This is a genomic window from Gottfriedia endophytica (genome assembly GCF_017814275.1).
Classification (GTDB): Bacteria; Bacillota; Bacilli; order Bacillales; family Bacillaceae_G; genus Gottfriedia; species Gottfriedia endophytica.
The window spans coordinates 370,139-391,581 of record NZ_JAGIYQ010000002.1 but is presented as its reverse complement, the minus strand read 5'-3'; the positions used below and the strand labels follow the sequence as shown (position 1 = coordinate 391,581).

The 21,443-nt window shown below is 32.8% G+C and carries 22 protein-coding genes; 14 read left to right on the top strand and 8 right to left on the bottom strand.

The genetic code is table 11. The features are described from left to right. Window positions 1-194: 194 nt before the first annotated feature. A complete protein-coding gene (locus tag J5Y03_RS04555) occupies window positions 195-956 on the top strand; it encodes a L,D-transpeptidase family protein (protein WP_209402971.1) in 762 nt (253 codons plus the stop codon). A 215-nt stretch (window positions 957-1,171) separates the two neighbouring features. Here the strand turns inward: J5Y03_RS04555 and speE are convergent, their stop codons facing one another. Further along, the gene (gene speE, locus J5Y03_RS04550) at window positions 1,172-3,496 is read right to left on the bottom strand and encodes a polyamine aminopropyltransferase (protein ID WP_209402969.1); all 2,325 of its coding nucleotides are present in this window, start codon (window positions 3,494-3,496) and stop codon (window positions 1,172-1,174) included. After that, window positions 3,486-4,328 carry an adenosylmethionine decarboxylase gene (gene speD / locus J5Y03_RS04545; protein ID WP_209402966.1) on the bottom strand — a complete coding sequence of 281 codons (843 nt, stop codon included), beginning with the start codon at window positions 4,326-4,328 and terminating at the stop codon, window positions 3,486-3,488. Before speD ends, speE begins: the two co-directional genes overlap by 11 nt. 84 nt (window positions 4,329-4,412) lie before the next feature. On the opposite strand from speD, the gene J5Y03_RS20175 reads away from it, so the two are divergent. Continuing rightward, window positions 4,413-4,568, top strand: coding sequence for an Ig-like domain-containing protein (locus J5Y03_RS20175; RefSeq protein ID WP_407648399.1), 156 nt, complete (start codon window positions 4,413-4,415; stop codon window positions 4,566-4,568). A gap of 541 nt (window positions 4,569-5,109) precedes the next feature. Here the strand turns inward: J5Y03_RS20175 and J5Y03_RS04540 are convergent. After that, on the bottom strand, window positions 5,110-5,691 hold the full coding sequence (locus J5Y03_RS04540; RefSeq protein WP_209402964.1) for a hypothetical protein: 582 nt from the start codon (window positions 5,689-5,691) through the stop codon (window positions 5,110-5,112). Between the two features lie 477 nt (window positions 5,692-6,168). Further along, window positions 6,169-7,455: a glycosyltransferase gene (locus tag J5Y03_RS04535; RefSeq protein ID WP_245208734.1), complete on the bottom strand. Its 1,287-nt coding sequence runs from the start codon at window positions 7,453-7,455 to the stop codon at window positions 6,169-6,171. 312 nt (window positions 7,456-7,767) lie between these two features. On the opposite strand from J5Y03_RS04535, the gene J5Y03_RS04530 reads away from it, so the two are divergent. From J5Y03_RS04530 to cobC, 7 genes are all read left to right on the top strand, one after another. Then, window positions 7,768-8,757, top strand: coding sequence for a polysaccharide biosynthesis protein (locus J5Y03_RS04530; RefSeq protein WP_209402962.1), 990 nt, complete (start codon window positions 7,768-7,770; stop codon window positions 8,755-8,757). Then, on the top strand, window positions 8,754-9,614 hold the full coding sequence (locus J5Y03_RS04525; RefSeq protein ID WP_209402961.1) for a dTDP-4-dehydrorhamnose reductase family protein: 861 nt from the start codon (window positions 8,754-8,756) through the stop codon (window positions 9,612-9,614). Before J5Y03_RS04530 ends, J5Y03_RS04525 begins: the two co-directional genes overlap by 4 nt. 13 nt (window positions 9,615-9,627) lie before the next feature. Then, the gene (locus J5Y03_RS04520; RefSeq protein ID WP_209402959.1) at window positions 9,628-10,266 is read left to right on the top strand and encodes a hypothetical protein; all 639 of its coding nucleotides are present in this window, start codon (window positions 9,628-9,630) and stop codon (window positions 10,264-10,266) included. A 33-nt stretch (window positions 10,267-10,299) separates the two neighbouring features. After that, entirely contained in the window at window positions 10,300-11,142 is an 843-nt protein-coding gene (locus J5Y03_RS04515) for a DUF7164 domain-containing protein (RefSeq protein ID WP_209402957.1), read from the top strand. A gap of 92 nt (window positions 11,143-11,234) precedes the next feature. Continuing rightward, entirely contained in the window at window positions 11,235-11,798 is a 564-nt protein-coding gene (gene cobU, locus J5Y03_RS04510) for a bifunctional adenosylcobinamide kinase/adenosylcobinamide-phosphate guanylyltransferase (protein WP_209402955.1), read from the top strand. Between the two features lie 10 nt (window positions 11,799-11,808). Then, window positions 11,809-12,549 (top strand): adenosylcobinamide-GDP ribazoletransferase, encoded by a 741-nt coding sequence (gene cobS, locus J5Y03_RS04505; protein ID WP_209402953.1) that lies wholly within the window; start codon window positions 11,809-11,811, stop codon window positions 12,547-12,549. Further along, complete coding sequence (gene cobC, locus J5Y03_RS04500; protein ID WP_209402951.1) at window positions 12,546-13,154, top strand: alpha-ribazole phosphatase; 609 nt, start codon at window positions 12,546-12,548, stop codon at window positions 13,152-13,154. Before cobS ends, cobC begins: the two co-directional genes overlap by 4 nt. A gap of 223 nt (window positions 13,155-13,377) precedes the next feature. On the opposite strand, the gene J5Y03_RS04495 is transcribed toward cobC, so the two are convergent. The 4 genes from J5Y03_RS04495 to J5Y03_RS04480 all read right to left on the bottom strand — a co-directional run bounded on the left by J5Y03_RS04495 (window position 13,378) and on the right by J5Y03_RS04480 (window position 16,928). Then, window positions 13,378-14,553 carry an MFS transporter gene (locus J5Y03_RS04495; RefSeq protein ID WP_209402949.1) on the bottom strand — a complete coding sequence of 392 codons (1,176 nt, stop codon included), beginning with the start codon at window positions 14,551-14,553 and terminating at the stop codon, window positions 13,378-13,380. Between the two features lie 348 nt (window positions 14,554-14,901). Beyond that, window positions 14,902-15,213, bottom strand: coding sequence for an ArsR/SmtB family transcription factor (locus J5Y03_RS04490; protein ID WP_209403153.1), 312 nt, complete (start codon window positions 15,211-15,213; stop codon window positions 14,902-14,904). 645 nt (window positions 15,214-15,858) lie between these two features. Further along, window positions 15,859-16,551 carry an LrgB family protein gene (locus tag J5Y03_RS04485; RefSeq protein ID WP_209402947.1) on the bottom strand — a complete coding sequence of 231 codons (693 nt, stop codon included), beginning with the start codon at window positions 16,549-16,551 and terminating at the stop codon, window positions 15,859-15,861. After that, a complete protein-coding gene (locus tag J5Y03_RS04480) occupies window positions 16,527-16,928 on the bottom strand; it encodes a CidA/LrgA family protein (RefSeq protein WP_209402945.1) in 402 nt (133 codons plus the stop codon). Before J5Y03_RS04480 ends, J5Y03_RS04485 begins: the two co-directional genes overlap by 25 nt. A 187-nt stretch (window positions 16,929-17,115) precedes the next feature. Between J5Y03_RS04480 and J5Y03_RS04475 the strand changes: the two genes are divergently transcribed. From J5Y03_RS04475 to J5Y03_RS04455, 5 genes are all read left to right on the top strand, one after another. Further along, window positions 17,116-17,577: a MarR family winged helix-turn-helix transcriptional regulator gene (locus J5Y03_RS04475; protein ID WP_209402943.1), complete on the top strand. Its 462-nt coding sequence runs from the start codon at window positions 17,116-17,118 to the stop codon at window positions 17,575-17,577. A 49-nt stretch (window positions 17,578-17,626) separates the two neighbouring features. Beyond that, window positions 17,627-18,148, top strand: a complete 522-nt coding sequence (locus tag J5Y03_RS04470) for an ECF transporter S component (protein WP_209402941.1) — start codon at window positions 17,627-17,629, stop codon at window positions 18,146-18,148. Beyond that, the gene (locus J5Y03_RS04465; protein WP_209402939.1) at window positions 18,135-18,905 is read left to right on the top strand and encodes a hypothetical protein; all 771 of its coding nucleotides are present in this window, start codon (window positions 18,135-18,137) and stop codon (window positions 18,903-18,905) included. The genes J5Y03_RS04470 and J5Y03_RS04465 overlap by 14 nt, the downstream gene beginning before the upstream one ends. 70 nt (window positions 18,906-18,975) lie before the next feature. Further along, the gene (locus J5Y03_RS04460) at window positions 18,976-19,629 is read left to right on the top strand and encodes a phosphatase PAP2 family protein (protein ID WP_209402937.1); all 654 of its coding nucleotides are present in this window, start codon (window positions 18,976-18,978) and stop codon (window positions 19,627-19,629) included. 401 nt (window positions 19,630-20,030) lie between these two features. Next, window positions 20,031-21,188, top strand: coding sequence for an MFS transporter (locus tag J5Y03_RS04455; protein ID WP_209402935.1), 1,158 nt, complete (start codon window positions 20,031-20,033; stop codon window positions 21,186-21,188). Window positions 21,189-21,443 lie beyond the last annotated feature (255 nt).

Here is a 21,443-nt window from a genome sequence, read left to right as displayed (position 1 = left end):
ATCTCATTGTATTTATTTATGCTAAAATTCCATTTTTGTCTCTGTCTTATATTGGATTATTTTTTTGAATTAGCCATTTTTAGAACATCAATTTAATAGGGATTTTTTATTGTAAAAATTGGAACATATTCAACCTTTTCCATCATAGGATAAAACGATTGAGTTTTTGAGAAGAGTGGAAAGGGAGGAGAGAAATGATAAAAAGAGTTTTTGTTATGTTTGTATGTTTATTTTTACTATTTTTTGGACTAGGAACAACACATAGTTATGCAGCTACGAACCAATTAATTGTAATTAACAAAACAACTAACAATCTTGCTTTTTATGAAAATGGAAAACTGGTAAAAGTGTTTAAGGTAGCAACCGGAAGAAAAGGGTCGTATACCCCTGAAGGGAATTTCAAAATTGTAAACAAAATTGTAAATAGGCCGTTTTACAAAGAACATATTCCTGGTGGGGATCCACGTAATCCACTTGGTAAGCGTTGGCTTGGACTAAATGCTAGGGGAACTTGGGGAGACACATATGGGATACATGGTAATAGTAATGCAAGTTCAATTGGAAAACATATAAGTCATGGGTGTATTCGGATGTATAATAATCAAATAGAATGGCTATTTCCTCAAGTGAAAATCAATACACCAGTCATTATCACTTCATCTAAAAAGTCATTTGATACGATTGCTTTAGCAAGTGGTTATAAAGTAACGAAACAAACGAATGGTCCAGTAACCCCAGAAGAACCTAATAGTAATATTTTGAAAAAAGGAAGTCATGGTAGTGCAGTTACATTATTACAATCTAAACTTATCGCTCAGGGTTATGTTATAAAAGATGAAAAGGGAATCTTTGGGACTTCCACTGAAAATGCAGTACGAAATTTTCAAAAAGACCGTCGCTTATCAGTTGATGGGATTGTTGGGCCTGCTACTAAAAAAGCACTTGGAATAAATTGAATATTGTTCAATAGCTTGGAAAGATATTTACTCGTCCATGGAAAGTGAGCGGATTTTCGAGACTTAAATTCAGAAAAAAGGGATCTCAAATTAAAGAGATCCCTTCATTTAGTCCACGCCCACCCAACCAGAAAGGGAGCATCATGGAGTTGTAATTAACTAACGCATTCTAAAATAGCAATAATTTATAGGAAACAGCCTTTTTTAAAGCTGTATTAAGCATTATCCAATTCATTTTTTACATAAGTAGGGAGCATGAAGCAGCCAATATGTAAATCTGTATTGTAATATTTTGTTTTGATTCCAAGCTGATGCCACTCATCCGCTTTAATATCTTTGATTGGATCATATTTTTTGGAAGCAAATCCAAACAACCAATGACCTGAAGGGTAAGTTGGCATATGGAATTGATATACTTTAGCGATAGGGAAAGTTTCTTTAATTTTAGAATGAGCCCGTTTCATTTCATGGGCATAGCTTGCATAATACGGACTTTCATGTTGATTGATGAGAATGCCATCATCGCTTAAAACTCTTTTGCAGTTGTTATAAAATTCTACTGTAAATAATCCTTCACCAGGACCAATTGGATCAGTTGAATCAACAAGGATTAAATCATACGAACCATCAGCGGATTCTTGGACAAATTTTAACCCATCTTCAAAATGCAATTTCAACCGATCATCTTGATCTAATTTAGAAGCCGTTAAAGGTAAATATTGTTGGCATAGTCTTACAACACGCTCATCAATTTCGACCATATCTACTTTCTCGATATGAGGATAGCGAAGAACTTCTCTAGCTGTTCCGCCATCTCCACCACCAATAATTAATACCTTCTTAATAGAAGGATTTACTGCCATCGGAATGTGGGTAATCATGTCATGATAAATAAACTCATCTTTTTCTGTTACCATCATATATCCATCTAATGTGAAGAATGTACCAAATGTTTTGCTTCTGAAAAAGTCAATTTGTTGGAATTCACTCTTTTCTGAATGAATGTGCTCCTGTACTTTTATTGAAAATTTAGTGTCATCTTGGTGGTTTTCTGTGTACCATAAATCCATTAAATTTTCCTCCTGATCTCGATCGATTACTTTTATTAAATTAGGATCATCATCATCGCTAATTGTAATGGTGCCTTCACCTTTTAGATATAAATAATGTTCTATTAATTCATCTGAAATTAATTCTCCAGGAATACATAAAGGGATTCCTGGAGGATAGATCATTATTGACTCAGCGCTAATTAAACCACTTGCTTCTTGAATCGGAATGATTTTTTTAGAATGATAGTAAGCATCACGTGGCGTCATTACCATTTTTGGATTTTTTAAGGTTGCACTAAAATCAATTTCTTTTTTCGGTAGTTTTCCAAAAAAACGTTTACTGATATCATCTAATGCGTTAACCAAAGTTGTGATCGTTTCTTCATTATCTCCGAGTGATACAATGGCTAAAATTACATTTGGCTCAGCTAATTCAACTTGAATCTTGTATTCTTCAGCTAACATATCATACACTTTGAAACCAGATAATCCTAAATCCGTTACTCTCACAACAATTTTCAATTCATCATAATCAAAAACACCTTGGTCATTTCGATAGGTGTCACGACAAATACATTGAAGACCTTTTATTTTGTTTATCTGTTTCTTTGCTTTTTTAGTTAAATTCAATAACGTTTCAAATCGATCATTACCTTCTAAATATAGCTTCTTCCGTGCAAGGTCGATAGAGCACATTAGTAAATAAGAGGCTGATGTTGTTTGAAACAGATTGATCGTTGAACGAACTTTATTTTTCGTGATGAAACGATCGTTATGTAAAAGAACAGAAGCTTGAGTTAAAGCTCCTCCAGTTTTATGTAAGCTTAATGTAACTAAGTCTGCTCCAAGAATAGAAGCACTAGGAGGTAAGCCGGGATGAAATGAAAAATGAGCACCGTGAGCTTGATCAACTAATACAGGGATATTTCGTTTATGTGATTGATATATGATTTCTTTTAAATTAGAAGTCGCACCAAAATAGGTAGGATTAATAATCAAAACAGCTTTCACATCAGAATGAAGATCAAGTGCATGTAAGACGGATTTTACTGTTACACCGTTTACAATCCCATAGTATTCATCAATTTCGGGTTCAATAAAAACTGGCTTTGCTCCTGCTAAAATTAATGCATTGATAGCTGACTTATGTACATTTCTTGGCAAGAGGATTTTATCCCCATGTTCAATCGCACTCATAACCATATATTGAACACCTGAAGTTGAGCCATTTACAAGCATATATGCATGATCAGCTTGAAATGCATCAGCCAGCAAAATTTCAGCTTCATGGATGATTCCTGTTGGATGAGATAAATTGTCCACTCGCTTTGATGAATTTACGTCCATCTTTAATGCTAACTCACTCCAAATTTCTTTTAATTCTTCAAGTGAGTTTCCTCGTTTATGTCCAGGTACATCAAAACTTGTAATGTTCTCCTGAGCATATTCAATGACACCTGTTAAGAGAGGTGTTTTGTTATGATCCATTATTCTCCTCCATATTTATATGAGAAATTGACATGTTTTTCCCATAAAATATTTCTTCCATTTCTGTTTTAACTTGTTTTGTAATCACATCAATTTCATCTTTAGATAATTTTTCCTTTGTATATCCAAATAAATAATTATCTAAATCAAATTCTCTTAGTTTACATTTTGTATGAAAGATGTTCTCTTGATAAACATTTACATCAATCATATCATACATATTTTGAAATTTTTCAGGGATATAGTTTTGTATTGAATTAATTTCATGATCAATAAATAATTTATGCCCAGTGATATCTCGTGTAAATCCACGAACACGGTAATCAATTGTCATAATATCAGCATCAAATGAATGGATTAAATAATTCAAAGCTTTAAGAGGAGAAATTTCCCCACAAGTAGAAACATCAATATCTGCACGAAATGTACTAATCCCATCATCAGGATGATATTCAGGATATGTATGAACAGTGATGTGACTTTTATCAAGCTGAGCTAAAACAGTTTCTGGAACGGGTCCAGGAGTCTCCATTAAAGATTCTAGGGAAGCATCATCAACTGGGCCTTCTGAGATTAATATTGTGACACTTGCACCCTGCGGATCATAGTCTTGCTTTGCAATATTTAATATGTGTGCTCCGATAATATCAGTTACTGTTGATAAGATTTTAGTTAATCGATCAGCATTATATTGTTCATCAATATAATCAATATAAGCTTCACGTTCTGCACGCGTTTTTGTAAAACAAATATCATACATATTAAAACTCAGTGATTTTGTCAGGTTATTAAATCCGTGTAATTCAATTCTTTGATTATGTGATAAGTCCATATATAAATACTCCCTTATGTAAGAAATTCCTTTAATAAATCTAATATTTGTTTTTTAAAAGGAATTATTCAAAAAAGACCATGCGTGACTGTAACAGTGTATATTTTTTCTAAGGATAAACTTCTTGGTAAAACAATTCTTGGAAAAAATGGTACGTTTAAAACAACCATTCCTTTACAAAAAAAGGGAACAAAGGTATCAGTCTATCTAGTAGATGCAAGTGAAAAAAAGTCCTGTTAAAGTAGTAATCGTTCAATAAAAATATCATTATTGGTTTTGTATCTAGGTTGATTTCTCCTAGAATGCACAAAGGTGAACTATTTAAATTAAATATATCTATAAAATAGGGTGAAAAGATAGTTTTGCTTTCTAAAGTAAAACTATCTTTTTTATGTTTGCATAAATACATAATTTGATAGCCCTTATTCTATTCAAGGACAAGAAATAGGTTATTATACCTTTCAAGATAAAACTTCATTTCATAAATTATCAAGAAATATTCGAAATGAGGTGAAATGAATATGACTTTTCCAAACATCCCTAATGTTAACCCATCTATTAGTCTTACTAGAGAAGAAGTAGTGAATTTACTTCTTGCATCTATTGCATTCGAGGAACTTGGGTTAGCGCACGTTATTAACGCTGAGGCAGAGAAAATTCAAGCCGTGTTGGGGACGTTACCTACTTCAGAAGTGGTTGCAACATCTATTTCTGATTTGCTTTCAATAAACCAAAGTGTAAATCAGACATTGCAAAACGTTATAAAAACAGAAATGCTTCTTCAATTTAAATTAGAAGAAGTTCTTGCGCTTATTACAGAAACAACAACATCAACAAGTACAACAACGTCAACAAGTACAACAACATCAACAAGTACAACAACGTCAACAAGTACGACAACGTCAACAAGTACAACAACGTCAACAAGTACGACAACGTCAACAAGTACGACAACATCAACAAGTACAACAACATCAACAAGTACAACAACGTCAACAAGTACGACAACGTCAACAAGTACGACAACTTCAACAAGTACAACAACGTCAACAAGTACGACAACGTCAACAAGTACAACAACATCAACAAGTACAACAACGTCAACAAGTACGACAACGTCAACAAGTACAACAACATCAACAAGTACAACAACGTCAACAAGTACGACAACGTCAACAAGTACGACAACATCAACAAGTACGACAACGTCAACAAGTACGACAACGTCAACAAGTACGACAACATCAACAAGTACAACAACGTCAACAAGTACGACAACGTCAACAAGTACGACAACGTCAACAAGTACGACAACATCAACAAGTACAACAACGTCAACTACGTCAACAAGTTCAACTACCACTAAATGGTGCGGTTGACGCTCAATTTTTTATGAGAATTTAGAGTCGTGAAGATGGGTTAACAATTCATTTTATTCAGAATCATTGTGATACCAGTCCAGTTGTTTTAGATATATTGTTATTAACAATAAAGTGTATCTTTGACAAATCGACTAGTAATTTTGTCGGTTCGATTGGTACCAAACCAAGCTTTTATCTTAGTGGAAATTTTAGGCTTTTGGATAAAAGGTAGAGTTGTGTTTGGTATTCAAGAGTTAAAGTAAGATAAAGATTTATAAATGATTCCAGAATTATTCATATTCCCCTTTAAAATAGACAGTAACAAGGGATTATACTGTTTATTTTAAAGGCTTTTTAATTTTAAAAAATTAAAAAGCCTCAGTCCAATTGAATGTTGACTAAGGCGGCTTTCTTTACATTTTTTAGTAAATTCCTTTTTGTTATATTGATGATTAAATAGATCTTACTAATAATAGCTTTTAATACCCTTTTAACAATGGTTCTAATTGGTTGTTCCATACCCATTCGGGACTAAAACGTTGTCTTGTCATCGTTTTTGCATAAAGGATCGGATTTTCCCTCATTAAACTCAATATATTTCTTGCATTTTCTTCATAATAAGCTTCCTCTGATGGCTTATAGCTTTCTCTTGTGTCAAAACCAAAGTTTCGTGCATCCCATCTCATAAAATAGGCATTTAATTTTTTTCCTAATTCTTCAAGAGCAGGTACAGCCTGGTTTAAAATAAGAAAATTTCCTTTGCTTGCAGCTTCTAGAACTGTCAATCCAAATGATTCAGAAAAAGAGGGACAGATAAACAAGTTTGAAAGTGAAAAGAGTTCAAGCACTCCACTCCTTGGGAAACCATGTTGGAATCCAATATCAGATGTAAAAACAATATCTTGATAATCAAGTCCGTGTTTACAGCCCTCAAATAGAATAAGCGTTTTATACTTTTCTGATTCAATATCCTTTGATGGAAAATCACAGAAAAGAACCTTTACTTTACCCTCACTTACTTTTTTAATCGCTCCACAAAGAGCTGCAACCTTTTCGAATTTTTTGCCTGTTGTTAAACGACCGGGATAGACAACAAAAATATCTGCTGAAAGAAAGTCAAATTTATTAATAACAGTTTGAACCTCGTTACTAAAAAACTCTGAAAGGTTAAGGCTATTACTCACTACCCGACATCTTCCCTCTGGAACATTATATTGTTTAGCAAGGGCAGGAATTCCAGATTGAGTTGGATATACATAGATTGTATTAGGCATTGGACTATAACGGGCAGAAAATGGCCATTCTGTTTTGGTTGGACGGCTTGCGGGTGCAGAGTGAGTAAAAGCGATAAACTTTAGGTTTGGGAGTTGCTCTTGAGCTTTTCGTATAGCAACATTATGGACTAAATGCCAGCCTTGATAATGAATATCATGCATGATACATGCATCAACGTCGGTTAAATGTTGAACAAAACTTTCGGAAATAAAGTCAACCTCATCAAAAAAAGTATCATGGACTTTGCCAGTTGGTTGTGAATAGTCCCTCCAATGAATTATTTCATCATCAATTTTATTAACCACCTTGACCCATTCGATTCGATCATCTAAAAATACACCATGTTTTTCATGATCAGGACAGTGCTCACTGACAAGAATTTTTGTCTCAATATTCGCATCAAGTAGCATTCGAAGCTGTTCCGCTACAATGTTGACTAAAGAATACGTGCTTGTTAGCCCATTGAACATTGTTAAGATAGCTACTTTCATTCAAATTCCTCCATTTCATAGTTTAACTCTCTTGTATACTATTCAGAATTCCGATGAATGTCGGCCTAATTTTTACATCCTGCCCATGGCTTCTTAACTATTTATGATTTTGCATAGAAATATGGCGTTTATTTAACGGAGAAATTAGGAGCGAGTCCAAACCATATCGCAATTTACGAATATGTTGTATATGGATTAAAAAGGAGAGAAGATTGCATTTGTGGCAAATGTTGTTGATAGTAAGGCAAAAATTCTAGGACTACAATCTATATTCTACTTATACCTAGAGATTTCTTATAAGGAGGCATGTAAATGTTTGAAGATAAAATTATACTCGTCACAGGAGCAACTGGCTCATGGGGACATGAATTAGTAAGACAACTTTTACTATTTAAACCAAAAGAAATTCGCTTGTTTTCAAGAAATGAATTCGCTCAAGTAAATATGAAAAGATTATTTCAAAACCATTCAAAGCTTAAGTTTATTATAGGGGATGTCAGGGATTATAGCGCTATATTAGATGCATGTGAAAATGTAGACTACGTTTTTCATCTTGCAGCCTTAAAACATGTACCTATTTGTGAAGAACAACCTCTTGAAGCACTAAAGACAAATGTAGTAGGAACTGAAAATTTAATTCGAGCAAGTATCATACAGGGTGTCAAAAAAGTAATCGATGTATCAAGTGATAAGGCTGTTGATCCCATTAACTTTTATGGAATGACGAAAGCAATGGGGGAGAAACTCATCATCCATGCAAATAGCTCATCGAATAATACAAGATTTGTATGTATACGTGGTGGCAATGTTTTAGGGACGAATGGGAGTATTGTGCCTTATTTTAAAACATTAATAAAAGAAGGAAAAGATATCCCAATTACCTCAATAGAAATGACTCGTTTCTTTTTAACAATAAATGATGCAATAAAACTTCTCTTAACTGCAGCAATTCATTCCATTGGTGGTGAAATATTTGTGATGAAAATGAGAACTTGTAAAATTATTGATTTAGCACAGGTTTTAGTTGAAGAACTTGCAAATCAATCTATTTCATTCGTAGATATAGGAATTAGACCAGGTGAAAAATTACATGAAATACTTATTTCTGAAAATGAATCAAGAAATAGCTATGAATACAATGATGACTACTATGTCATCCTTCCAGAACAAGCTCCTCAAACCCTTCAAAAACAGTATGATACCCTTTCGAAAATACCCTTAAAAAAATATGAATCAAACGTAGATTTTATGAACAATGATGAAATAAAAAAAATGCTTGTTAAGGGAGGGTTCTTAAATTGAGAATTTTAGTTCTAGGTGGTAATGGAATGGCCGGTCATATTATTTCGAATTATCTTCATAGCAACTTAACAAATGATCTGTATTATTCACTTAGGAGTTCATCTAAAGATGTAAGAGCAGTAACGTTAGACTTAACAGATGATAAATCAACCTATAACTGTTTAAAAACGATAAAACCAGATATTGTCATTAATGCTGCTGGAATCTTAAATAATGATGCAGCTGAGAGATTAAAAGAGTCTATTTATATTAATAGCTTGCTTCCCCACAAACTAGCAAACTATGGTGATGAATTAGGCTTTCAACTAATTCACATAAGTACGGATTGTGTTTTTTCGGGATTAAAAGGTAGCTATGTTGAAGCAGATCGTAAAGATGGTACTTCTATTTACGCCATTACGAAAAATCTAGGTGAAGTAAATGATCCTAAACATGTAACAATAAGAACTTCGATTATTGGACCTGAATTGCGAAAACAAGGAATAGGACTGTTTCATTGGTTTATGAAACAATCGGGTACTATTCAAGGGTATCAGGGGGTTTTGTGGAACGGCGTAACGACAATTGAATTGGCGAAAGCAATTATTTGGGTTATACAAAATAAATTAAGTGGGCTAGTTCATTTAACTGGAAGGAATCGCATTTCCAAATATGATTTACTTCTTTTGTTTAAAGAAGTTTTTAAAATGGACGATATCGAGATTTCTCCAACTCGTACTGAAAAATCTGATAAAACTCTTGTGAATACAAGAAATGATTTTTCATACATTGCTCAAGACTATAAATCAATGATAATCGAATTAAAAGAGTGGATAGAGTCGAATCATCACCAGTACTCTAATTACACACTTAAATGAGAGGAATGTGGATATGAATGCTTTGTTCATTATATCTTCAGCAATCTATATAACTACGAATCCGCTATGTTATACTCCAAACCGTTCAGCTTTTTCAGCGGATGAGAGGGCTATTCAGACACTAAAAACGATTCAATCCATTAGGGCAGCTGTACCAAATTCACAAATTCTTTTAATCGAAACAGGTTTGAAAAAAAATCTTCCCTATAACATAGAAGGATTAGTTGATCAGTATCTTTTTCTAGGTAATAGGAAAATGGTACGAGAAGCAGCAGATGGACCATTTAAAGGGTTAGGAGAAGCGATAGGCCTTTATCTAGGGAATAGTAAGATAACTAAATTTAATGCAGATTATTACTTTAAATTAAGTGGGCGTTATTATTTAGATGAGCAATTCCAAGTGAATGATTGGCAAGTAGATAGCTATACAGGGAAAGATTATTATGGAGGGCTTTTTACTGTATTATATGGTTTTCCTGCGCGGTTATATCAAAATTGGCGAAATTCATTAAAAGAGAGTATACCTGTTTTATTACAAGGACAATCAATTGAACTCATTCAACCTCATTATATAGAAAAACCTGTAAATTATCTCAGTAGAATTGGTGCAAGTGGTTGGGAATCTCATTCTGGTAACTTTGTATCTTTATAATTTATAAAAATAATGATTAGTGATGGTGAAAAAATGAAGAGAGCTATTGCAGTTTATTTGGATTATACACGAGGATTACTTCAACAATTTGCTTGTTTATATACATCTTATAAATCTATTAATTGTAGTCAAGATACGGATCTAGTTGTGTTTGGTCCAAAATCATCATTAGACCTTGTTCCAGATGATTGCATTAAAGTAGAATTAAATCCTCTCGATGGAATATGGAAAACGTATCGATTTATGAATTCTATTTCTTTTGTTGGAACGAAACAGGCTGAATTTTTAAATGGATATGATTATTTATTAAGAACCGATGTTGATACGTTTTTAACACCTGCTTGGAATACTTATATTCCTAATTACTATACAGTTGGTAGAGGGGCATACGCAGGAGAAGAAGTAAATGAAAATATCATGCGTGTAGCTCGAAAACTTAACGTAAGGCATCAAGGAATACACAATATTGGATCAACACATTACGGATCTTCGTCTCTAGTCCGGGATGTTTGTAATTTAAGTGTAGAAATTGCTTATTATTTATTGACCAAGGAATTTGCTGAAAATGAAGGAGCATGGCCAGGGTGGTATAGAGGCGTTACATCTATGTACAGTACTGAAATGGCGGTAAATCATTTAGTTGATGTAATTGAAATTAGACCTGATCAACTTGATTTTGATAGTACTTCAACAAACTCTATTTATCATCACTCCCACATTCATTGTTGGCATACTGATAATTTATTTTCTAAGTTTAAATATGGAGACGGACTATATGATCACTTGGAACCAAATCTTGAATCAGACGAAATAAGACAGTATTGCTTAAGTATTGGATTAGAAGCTAAGAAAAAACTTCCTTGGCTTTATATATAAAATTAGTTACAGACATTATCTTTTTATCATGGTTTGAAATGAAACAAATAACAGAATATACTTAGAATGTACTTGAAAAGAGGTGAGATTTTTTGATTTTTATTATAGGAGGAGCAAGGAGTGGGAAAAGCTCTTTTGCAGAGAAAAAAGCATTAGAAATTCAGGAAACAATTCAAGGGAATGTAGTGTATCTCGCTACATCAATTGTTTTTGATGAAGATACAAAAAATCGTGTAGAAATGCACCAATCTTCAAGGCCATCAACTTGGAAAACAATCGAGCAGTATAAATCCTTTCAAGCGTTACAGGAACATGAGGATTTTATGGGAAATAAAATCATTTTATTGGATTGTTTAACACTAATGATTACAAACCTTCTATTAGAGGAGGAAGATGACTTTGATACTGTTTCAAATGAGAGAATAAGAGACATTGAACAAAAGATTAAAGAAGAAATCGAATCGTTAATTATGGTATGTCGAAGTCATAATAAAATATTATTGGTAGTTTCGAATGAGGTTGGATTTGGAATTGTACCTGCTTATCGTTTAGGTTCAATTTTTAGAGATATAGCTGGACGAATGAATCAATACATAGCTTCATTAGCAGATGATGTTTATTTAATAACTGCTGGAATTCCCTTAAAGATTAAATAGGAGCCATTATATGAATAGTTTTAAACTTATGATTACATTTTTTACAAGAATTCCAGTAAAGAAAGTTCATTTTTCAGAAGAGCAATGGACAAAGGGAATAAAATATACTCCCTTTGTTGGTGTAATAATCGGCGGAATATTATGCTTAGTTGGCTTTTTATTACATCATCTAATCCATCAGGATGTTTTATCATTGTTAATGTTACTTCTATATATTGGAATAACCGGTGGATTACATTTAGACGGTCTTTCAGACACAAGTGATGGGATCTTTAGTAATCGGTCAAAAGAAAGAATTCTTGAAATCATGAAGGATAGTCGTATTGGAGCTTTTGGAGTAATTTCTCTTATTCTATTAATCATTGGCTACTTTGTCATGTTTACTCATGGAACAATACTTATATTATTTCTATTTCCAATTATTGGTCGTACAGTTGCGATTATCACTTGTAGAGTTAGTGGCTATGCAAGGGAAGAGGGAATGGGGAAAGTGTTTATTGAACATGCGAAAAAAAATGATGCCTTCAATCTGGTTCTTTTTACTAGTTTATTAGTAATTGTATCCCTACTTTATTTTAAACAGTGGGAAATTGTTATTAGTATACTTTTGACTTATTTCATTAGTATTTGGATCACAAAACGAATTAGCAAGAAAATAGATGGTATTACAGGAGATGTCATAGGGTTTATGATTGAGATCTCTCAAATTATTTTTCTATTTTTAACCTATGTCGGAGGTCAATTTCATTGAAGATTTTTATCATTCGCCATCCGCATAGTATCGCAAATGAAGAGAAAATTTATAATAGCTTCACCGATGTACCTTTATCGGGTAAAGGTGCTAAGCAAATGGAAGAAGTTATTCAATATTTAAAGAACATTAAAAACGTTGAATTCGGACAAGTTCAATCAATTTACTCAAGTCCTTTAACGAGATGTACTAATATAGCGGACACACTTGCGAAAGAATGGAATTGTCCTATTATTAAAGATGATAAGTTAGTAGAAATGAATTTTGGTATTTTTGAAGGGAAAACCTATCAAGAAATTGATCTTACTTTTCCAAATGAATTGCTTCAGTGGAGTAATGATTATATTCATTATCAAATTCCAGAGGGAGAAAGCTTACAACAATGTATGTTTAGGATTGAACCGTTTGTAAATCGTTTGAAAAATCAGGATCAAGATGTTGCCATTGTAACGCATGGTGGAATAGTAAAATTGTTAATGTTGTCGTTTCTAGATTTACCAATTGAGACTTTTTGGAAATTTGCAACAGATAATTGTTGTATTGTTGAAATCAATTATGTAAATAACTATGGGTATCTTTCTAACTTACTAAATTTTAGCAGTTAGAGATTTTACGTTTATTTCATTCAAAACTAGAGTGTCTAGAAATCTATTAATACAAAAGAGGCCAAATTCGGCCTCTCAGAGTGTAGAGAAACCCCGAAAGTTTCTCTACATTCTTTTTTTATCTAAATATCCTCTTAATATTTGAACTTATATCAAAGTTGAAAGTGTTAATTTAATCAAACTTTATTTCAATGTTACATGATCGTATGAATATAACATTATGTTAGCTTGATAACGATACTTGGTTTCTAGAGTTGGAAAATTTTAGTCTTATGATGATCAATATAAACGAAAGCAGTGTAAATGTGAATCCGCTCCAGATAAGCTGGTGAATGCCTAATTGAGAAATGAACCAGCCGCCAATAGAGGTTCCTAAAGTAATTCCAAGGTTGGAAAACGAGACGAATAAGCTATTGCCAAATTCCGGAGCTTCTTTTGCTTCACTTATTAACAATGTTTGACCAACAATTAAACCACCGGAATGTACGATTCCCCAAATGAATACCATAATAATCATTGGAACAAGATAAGACCCTAGATAATAAACCAATAAATAAACGACTGAATATAAAATTGGAAAAAATATCACGGTATTTACTATACTTTTTTGAAGAAAAACTCCAAATAGCTGATTACCTAAAATCATAGTGACACCAAATATGAATAGCATGATACTGATGAGAGAGCTATTCATGGCTGTTACTTTTGCAAGGTACTCGGCAAAGTAACTGTATACCGAAAACATGGCTGCAAAAAGAAAGGTAACAATTGCGATATTTAACCATAATGCTGATTTACGCAATATACGAATTTGCTTGCCAAAAGACATTTTTTTTTCAACGGGCATAGAAGGAAGCAAAATCATTAGTCCGATAAATGCGAGAGCATTTACAAATGCTCCAAATAGGAACGCAATTTCTAATGAAAACTGTTCTGCAAGGTAAGAAGTTAATGGAACACCTAAAGCAAATCCAACAGTAATTCCCGTAAATACTTTTGTAACTGCTTGACCGCTTTTTTCTGAAGGTACAAGTTTAGCAGCAGTTACAAGAGCGATTGAAAAGAAGAGTGGGTGAAGTGCTGCTGGTAGAATACGAAAAATGAGCATAACTTCAAATTGTGTTGTATAAGCGTAAATCATATTAGAGATAGCAAAAATAGATATTGCTGTTAATAAAAGTGTTTTACGATTAATCCCAGATACGAGCAGTAATAAAAATGGTCCAGAGATCGCAACAACTAGAGCAAATATACTGACTAATAATCCGGCTTGTGCAGTTGAAACTCCAAATTTTTGAGTGATTTGTGGTAATACGCCTACAATACTCATCTCTGTTGTTATAATTCCAAATACACCTACTGCTAGCATAATAATAATTAGATGGTTTACTTTTTTCATTTATAAAAATCTCCATTCTTATATTGATTTTAAAAGTCTGTATACTTTATAGGGTTCCAATTCATTAACGTAAAAAATAGTTAGGTATTGTTTCAAGGGGATTTCGCTAAAAATGTCATCGTTCTTTTGTTTATGTACGGAATTTTTAAACACACAATAACAGATATCTATATAACTAGATACATAATCTTAAAAAAAATCTTCCTTTCTATTTGTCTTGCATGAACGGGCAGTAAGGTTCCTTTCGCAAAATGGTGTGATGGAGAACCGGCTACCTGTAAAAGCAGAATTCGAGTAGACTAAGAATCAGTGGGGATGAAGAAAATTCCCACTGATTCAAGGTTCACTTTATAATTCGTTTTGGACGTAATCGGAAAATTCTTGTATTGTTTTTTCATTTCGACGATAATACGTCCATTTCCCTATTCGTTCGGAATCTAATAATCCTGCTATTTTCATCGTTAATAAATAACTAGAAACAACAGATTGGGCTAAGCCAGTTCTGAGCTGGATATCTCCTACACATACTCCAACTTGAAAACTAATTCCTTGTTCTAAATAAGGTTTTTCGTCAAAAAACTTTTCTGGATTCTTTAGCCATAATAAGATTTGACGTCTAGTATCATTTGATAATGCTTTATAAATTAATGAAGGTTCCATAACAACAATTATATCTACTTTTATAGATTTGTAAATAGGAGATGTTGAAAATGAAATTTCTATTCTCACATATTCGTACTAAACAAATCGATTATTTCTTCGTATCCAAGTCGTTTGGCAGCCTCAATAGAGGGTTCGAATTGCTTTTCATTCTTTGGTCTACTGTAAAGGGTGGTGAGCTTAACTATTGGCTCTTTTCAAAAAGATTGTTGCTTTTGAGATTTGAAACATTAAAGACAGAAGTTGATTCGGGCGGAAGGTGCGAGACTCCTGTGGGAATAGCGGGATGGCTGAGACCCCGCAGGCTTGCCGAGGAGGAGCATCCTGGAGTTGTAATCAACTAACGCATTCTAAAATAGCAACAATGTAAACGAAAACAGCCTATCTATTAAAGAAGTAAAAAAGAAGAAAGGCTGTCGACTTATCGACAGCCTAAGAAGCAAATTCGGTCTCTTTTGTTAATTTATCCCGCATTAACGGGCAGTAATACCCCCACCTCAAGATATGATAGAGAGATGAAGAAGATAGGTGGGGGATAACTACCCGTAAAAGCCCGATTGGTTCAACTAATCATCATTGGGGGATGAGGAAAACCCCCAATGATGAAAGTTTCACTTTATGAAGAATGATCATTTTACTACCTAATTAGTTGAAAAAAATCGAAACAATAATAGGAGCAATAATTGTTCCTATTATGGCACTTAATGTCATAGCAGCAGAACTGAAAGAAACAGCATGTCCACCAAATTCATTTGCTTTTGAAGTTCCAACTCCATGAGAAGCTGTTCCTAATGCTATTCCTCTACCCATGTCACTATCAATTTTAAATAATTTAAGGATAGATGGGCCCAAAATAACTCCAGTGAATCCAGAAATCATAGTAAACACAATCGTAGTGGAAGCATCTCCCCCAAGTCCTGTGGTGATTTGCATAGCAACAGGTGTTGTGACTGATTTTGGTATGACTGCTAAAAGTAAATCCTTCGAAAATCCAAATATTTCTCCAAATACCAGACCGCTCACCATGCCTATGATTACACCAGATAGGATTCCTAAAATGACAGGAAGAAAGTTTTTTCTAACTACTTCTCTTTGTTTATACAAAGGATAAGCTAAAGCCACTACTGCTGGACCAAGAAGATCATTGATCCATTTTCCTCCAGTCATATATGTATGATAGGAGATATGTTTATAGCTAAGGAGTATTATGATAACGATTGTTGAAGTTAACGTAGGAATTAAAAATGGTAAAGGGAAACGCAAATATAATCGACGAAAACCTATAAATATTATAATGGTTAAAAGTAGTGCAGTTATTGAGAAAATTGTTCCGGACATGACGTTTTTTCACCTGATTTCTGTTTATCTTTTTTTATTAATTTGTGTGTTACATAACCGCCAACAGCTATCGTTAGTAGTGTCGATAGTAAAGCAAGAAGACATAGAATAATGTCATTGCCTTTAAATAAGTTCAAATGATTCATTACACCTACAGTTGCTGGAACAAACAAGAAAGGTAAAGAAGCTACTAAAAATTCTGAACCATGATCGATCCATTTTGTAGGAATAATTTTTAACATTAAGGCACAAAGGAAGAGTAACAAGCCAACAATACTTCCTGATATAGGTAATTTAAAATAAGTGGAGATCATACTCCCAATAAAATAAAAAACAGATAATAGCAACACTTGTAATATTAAAATAATAAACTTCATAACTATTTAACTCTCTTCCTTTATCAGACAATTTTTAAAACAAATTAAATATATTATTAATTGTATCTAGTTTTAGATTTAAGTCAGTAAAACTGACCTTTTAAAACTATCACAACATAATTTTTAAGTCAATACACCTGATCTATTAGATTTTTGCTATACTAATCCTAAAAGGAGTGAAGCCATATTGACTTTTCATAAAGAAGACAGCTATAAGAAGATAGCCCTTTTTTATTTTGCTTATAGAAGTCTTACAGAAAAACCTGATCAAGTAGCTGAAAAATACGGTATTCAAAGAGTCCATCATAGAATTTTGTTTTTTATTGCACAAATCCCTGGAGTTAGTGTCAATCAATTGCTAACAGTTCTTGAAGTAACAAAACAGTCATTAAATTTACCTCTTCGTCAATTAAAAGATAAAGGGTATATCGTGACAATATCTCCAGAAGAAGATAAAAGAATTAAACAACATTATTTGACTGATAGTGGTAAGGATTTACTGAAAGAATTATCAAAGGTACAAATTGATCAAATGGAAGAAATTTTTTCAATTTTAGGAAAAGATTATGAAGAAAAATGGACAACTGTTATGGAGGAATATGCAAAAATTCGTCCAGGAGTTAAGTTGTTGAATTTTAATTTAGAATGAAACTTGTAGAGTTTTAGAAAATTTAAATGAGAATCGACGGGAGACCTAAATGGAGAGAGAAAAGTTACATAAGAAAACAACAGGAAAAATAAACACTAAGACAATTGTTTTCCTTGCTTTATTAATTGGAATGAGTGCGATCCTATCAAATATTAAGATTTTTGAGACGATTTCATTTGATTCATTTCCTGCTTTTTTTGCAGCGATGTTTATATCACCATTAGGAGGAGCAATTGTAGCAAGCCTTGGCCATTTATTTACAGCCTACACTTCGGGTTTTCCTCTTACAGTACCGATTCACATTTTTATCATGTTTGAGATGTTTATTGTCGTTTATCTATTCGGTATGATTTTTAAGAAGTCAAATGCGATAATGGCAACTCTAATATCTGTATTATTAAACGGCCCAGTTAGTGCAATTGTATCTGGATGGGTCGTTCAAAAGGTAGTCGGAGGTATTACTGCTTCAAATTTTTTCCTAATGATGGTAATCCCATTAACTTTGGCAACTTTCGTAAATGTTTTTTTAGCTTATTTAGTATACAGGGTGATGAAAAATGTTAATTACTAAAAATAGAGATCTTACATTGATTCAACAAAGTAATGATAAAATAGTAACGATTGCATGTGATAGTTGTGGAGGTATTGGGAGTAGTGAACTAGATGTTGTCAAAGTGGATGAAGAAATTGTGGGATATTTTACCGCAAGAGTTTGTCTATTTGAAACATTAGCATTTCGTTCAAAGCCTTTAGTTTTAGTCAATACACTTTCCGTTGAAATGAATGGAAGAGGTGAAAAACTATTAAAAGGTATACATAGAGCAATTAATGAATACAACGAAGCTAAATTTCATGAAGAGTTTTTATCAGAAAGTGTAACAGGAAGTACAGAAGAAAATATTCCAACTCTTCAAACTGCAATGGGAATAACGTTAATTGGTGAAAAGGAAAATAGTAAAGAAAAGAAAAAAGTTGAAAGTGGAGATATTCTAGTTTTAATCGGAATCCCCAAAGTCGGGTATGAGGTAATAGAAGATGAAAGTCTAGCACAGTCTGAGGTTATTTCGTTCAGTTCTTTAAAAATTTTATCAAACGATCTTAAATCAATGGATCTATTACCCGTTGGTTCAAAAGGAATAAAATATGAAGTTGGGGTATTAGAAAGGGAGCATAGTCTAATACTAGAAATGTCCGATGTAAAAGAGATCGATTTAGTTAAATCTGGTGGTCCTTCTACATGTGTACTTGCAATCATGAAAGAAGAAGAATACCACCTTTGTCAAAAGGTAATAAAGGAACCTGCTACAAAATTAGGTGTTTTTTTATAGAAATATTTGGTGTACCATAAATAAATGGTCTTTTTTGTTGTGGGACACTTTTTTAGTAAGGAGCAAGAATATGAATTTAAAGTTAAAGCTTATAAGTATTTTTTTAATCAGTCTAGTATGTGCTATTGGATTTGGTTGGATTGCGATATTAGTTGGAGAGCATCACTTGGTACAATTTGACTCTAGTATTATTTCATTTGTACAAGGATTTGAATCACCAACATTAACTTCGCTATTTAAATTTTTTACCTTTATAGGATCTACACCTGTTGTAGTTGTTTTATGTGTGCTAATTATCATTTATTTATATAAAGTATTGCACCATAGATCAGAAATTATTTTATTTATAGTCGTTATGGGTGGTTCAACTGTATTAAATTTCGTGTTAAAACATTTATTTCATCGAGCTAGACCGACTATCCATCGATTAATTCAAGAAACAGGATATAGTTTTCCAAGTGGTCATTCGATGGAGGCATTTGCACTTTATGGAGTACTTGCTTATTTACTATGGCGCCATACTTCAAGTAGTTTAGGGAAAACTTTATTAATTATATTTAGTGTTTTCATGACATTGATGATTGGAATCAGTCGTATATACTTAGGTGTCCATTACCCTAGTGATGTAATTGGTGCATACTTAGTAAGTGGATTTTGGCTTGCGGGGTCTATTGGGGTTTATGAACAATATCTTGATAGAAGAATGAAAAGATCTTATATTTAGTTAGAAAAATAAGCTCGGACAAAGAATTTTTGAAATTTTTTGTTCGGCTTTTTATTTTGGCTGTTTTCATCCTTCCGTTCCAATCAACTTCTCTCTTTAATTACAAAACCTAAAAGCAACAATCTTAAAAAGAGCCTTTATTTTATGGAGTGGACTTCACCTTATGTAATTTTTATCGACAAACTGTCTAAAATAATTTATTATAAAAAATTGCAGTGTTGTTTAAATCATACTTACATTAATAGCTTCTTTAGATTAACTTTTAAGGGGAAAAGTTAATTAAATCAATAGTTTAGATTTTTATAGAGAAAGTGAAAAAGATATCTCTGAAAAGATTAAGATCAGTTTTATCAAACAATGAAAGAAGTTGTCATCAGTAATTTTTTTAGAGGAGAAATGAAATGAATATTGGTATTTTTATTTTAACGATTGTAACATTTGTTTCTGGTACTGTGGAATTTATGATCGCTGGCATGCTTGATATCATTGCGAAGGATTTAGGTATTTCTAACGGAGCAGTTGGGCAATTAGTTTCTATTTTTTCGATCGTTTTTGCAATTGGGACACCAATATTAGTTGCATTAACATCAAAAATGGAGAGAAGAAAATTATTACTTATTGCAATGAGTGTTTTCATTTTAGGAAATATACTTTCTTTCTTCAGTCCAAATTTTACAACATTATTACTGGCTAGGATCATTTTAGCTGCTAGTTGTTCGATTGTCATTGTTGTTTCTATAACTACGGCTGCAAATATAGTTACTCCTGAAATGAGAGGACGAGCTATTGGCGTTATTTTTATGGGAATCAGTTCTTCTTTAGTATTGGGTGTTCCTTTAGGCAGATTAGTTGGTCAACATTTTGGTTGGAGAATGACATTTCTACTACTTGCGCTACTAAGCTTAATTTCTATGGCAGGAATTATGAAATTTCTACCAAAAGTTCCACCGCAACCAACGGTACCTGTAAAGGAGCAACTTGCTACCTTAAAAAGTAAAACTGTTTTATCAATCCAATTAATATCATTTTTAGAATTAACTGGTCATTTTACAATCTACACATACTTAACACCGCTTCTTCAGCAAACGACTGGGCTATCAACTAATATGATTAGTATTGTTTTAGTTGTTATGGGTATATCTGGAATAATTGGTGGAGGAATCGGTGGCTGGGCTTCCGATAAATTTGGAGGAGATCGAACGATCATCGTCATACTTGGTTTACTTGCAGTTTCCTTATTTTCATTGCCATATACAGCAAAATCAACCGTAAGTATATTAATTGTTGTTATCCTATGGGGTGCTCTTACTTGGGCAATTAGCCCATCTATACAAGATAAACTAGCAAAGGCAGCACCAGATACAGCGGATATTCAAATTGGGTTAAATAACTCATTTTCGCAATTTGGAATTGCTTTAGGATCTAGCTTAGGTGGGATTCTAATTAACAATTTTTCTGTTATTACGAATACTTGGGTTTCGGGAATAATTGTGACGCTGGCATTATGTTCAGCAATTTATTCTGTTCAGAAGAAACATAAAGTAGTTTTGACGAATTAATATTATCGTCATGTTAGGAAGAAAATAAGAGGAGCTAATCATCAGGTTTGGTGGTTGGCTCCTTTTTTATTTATATAGTACATAACATTTTTTTTAACATAGCAGGAACTATTACTTTGTGAATTTTCCTTTATTATTTTTTATTTTAAAAGATTTTATATTTGATTTTGAATATAATTATTTTTGTGCACTATTGTAAAAAACTGAGCCAGAAATTCAAAATAGTGAGAGAAATAATAAAGGTTTGGTATGATA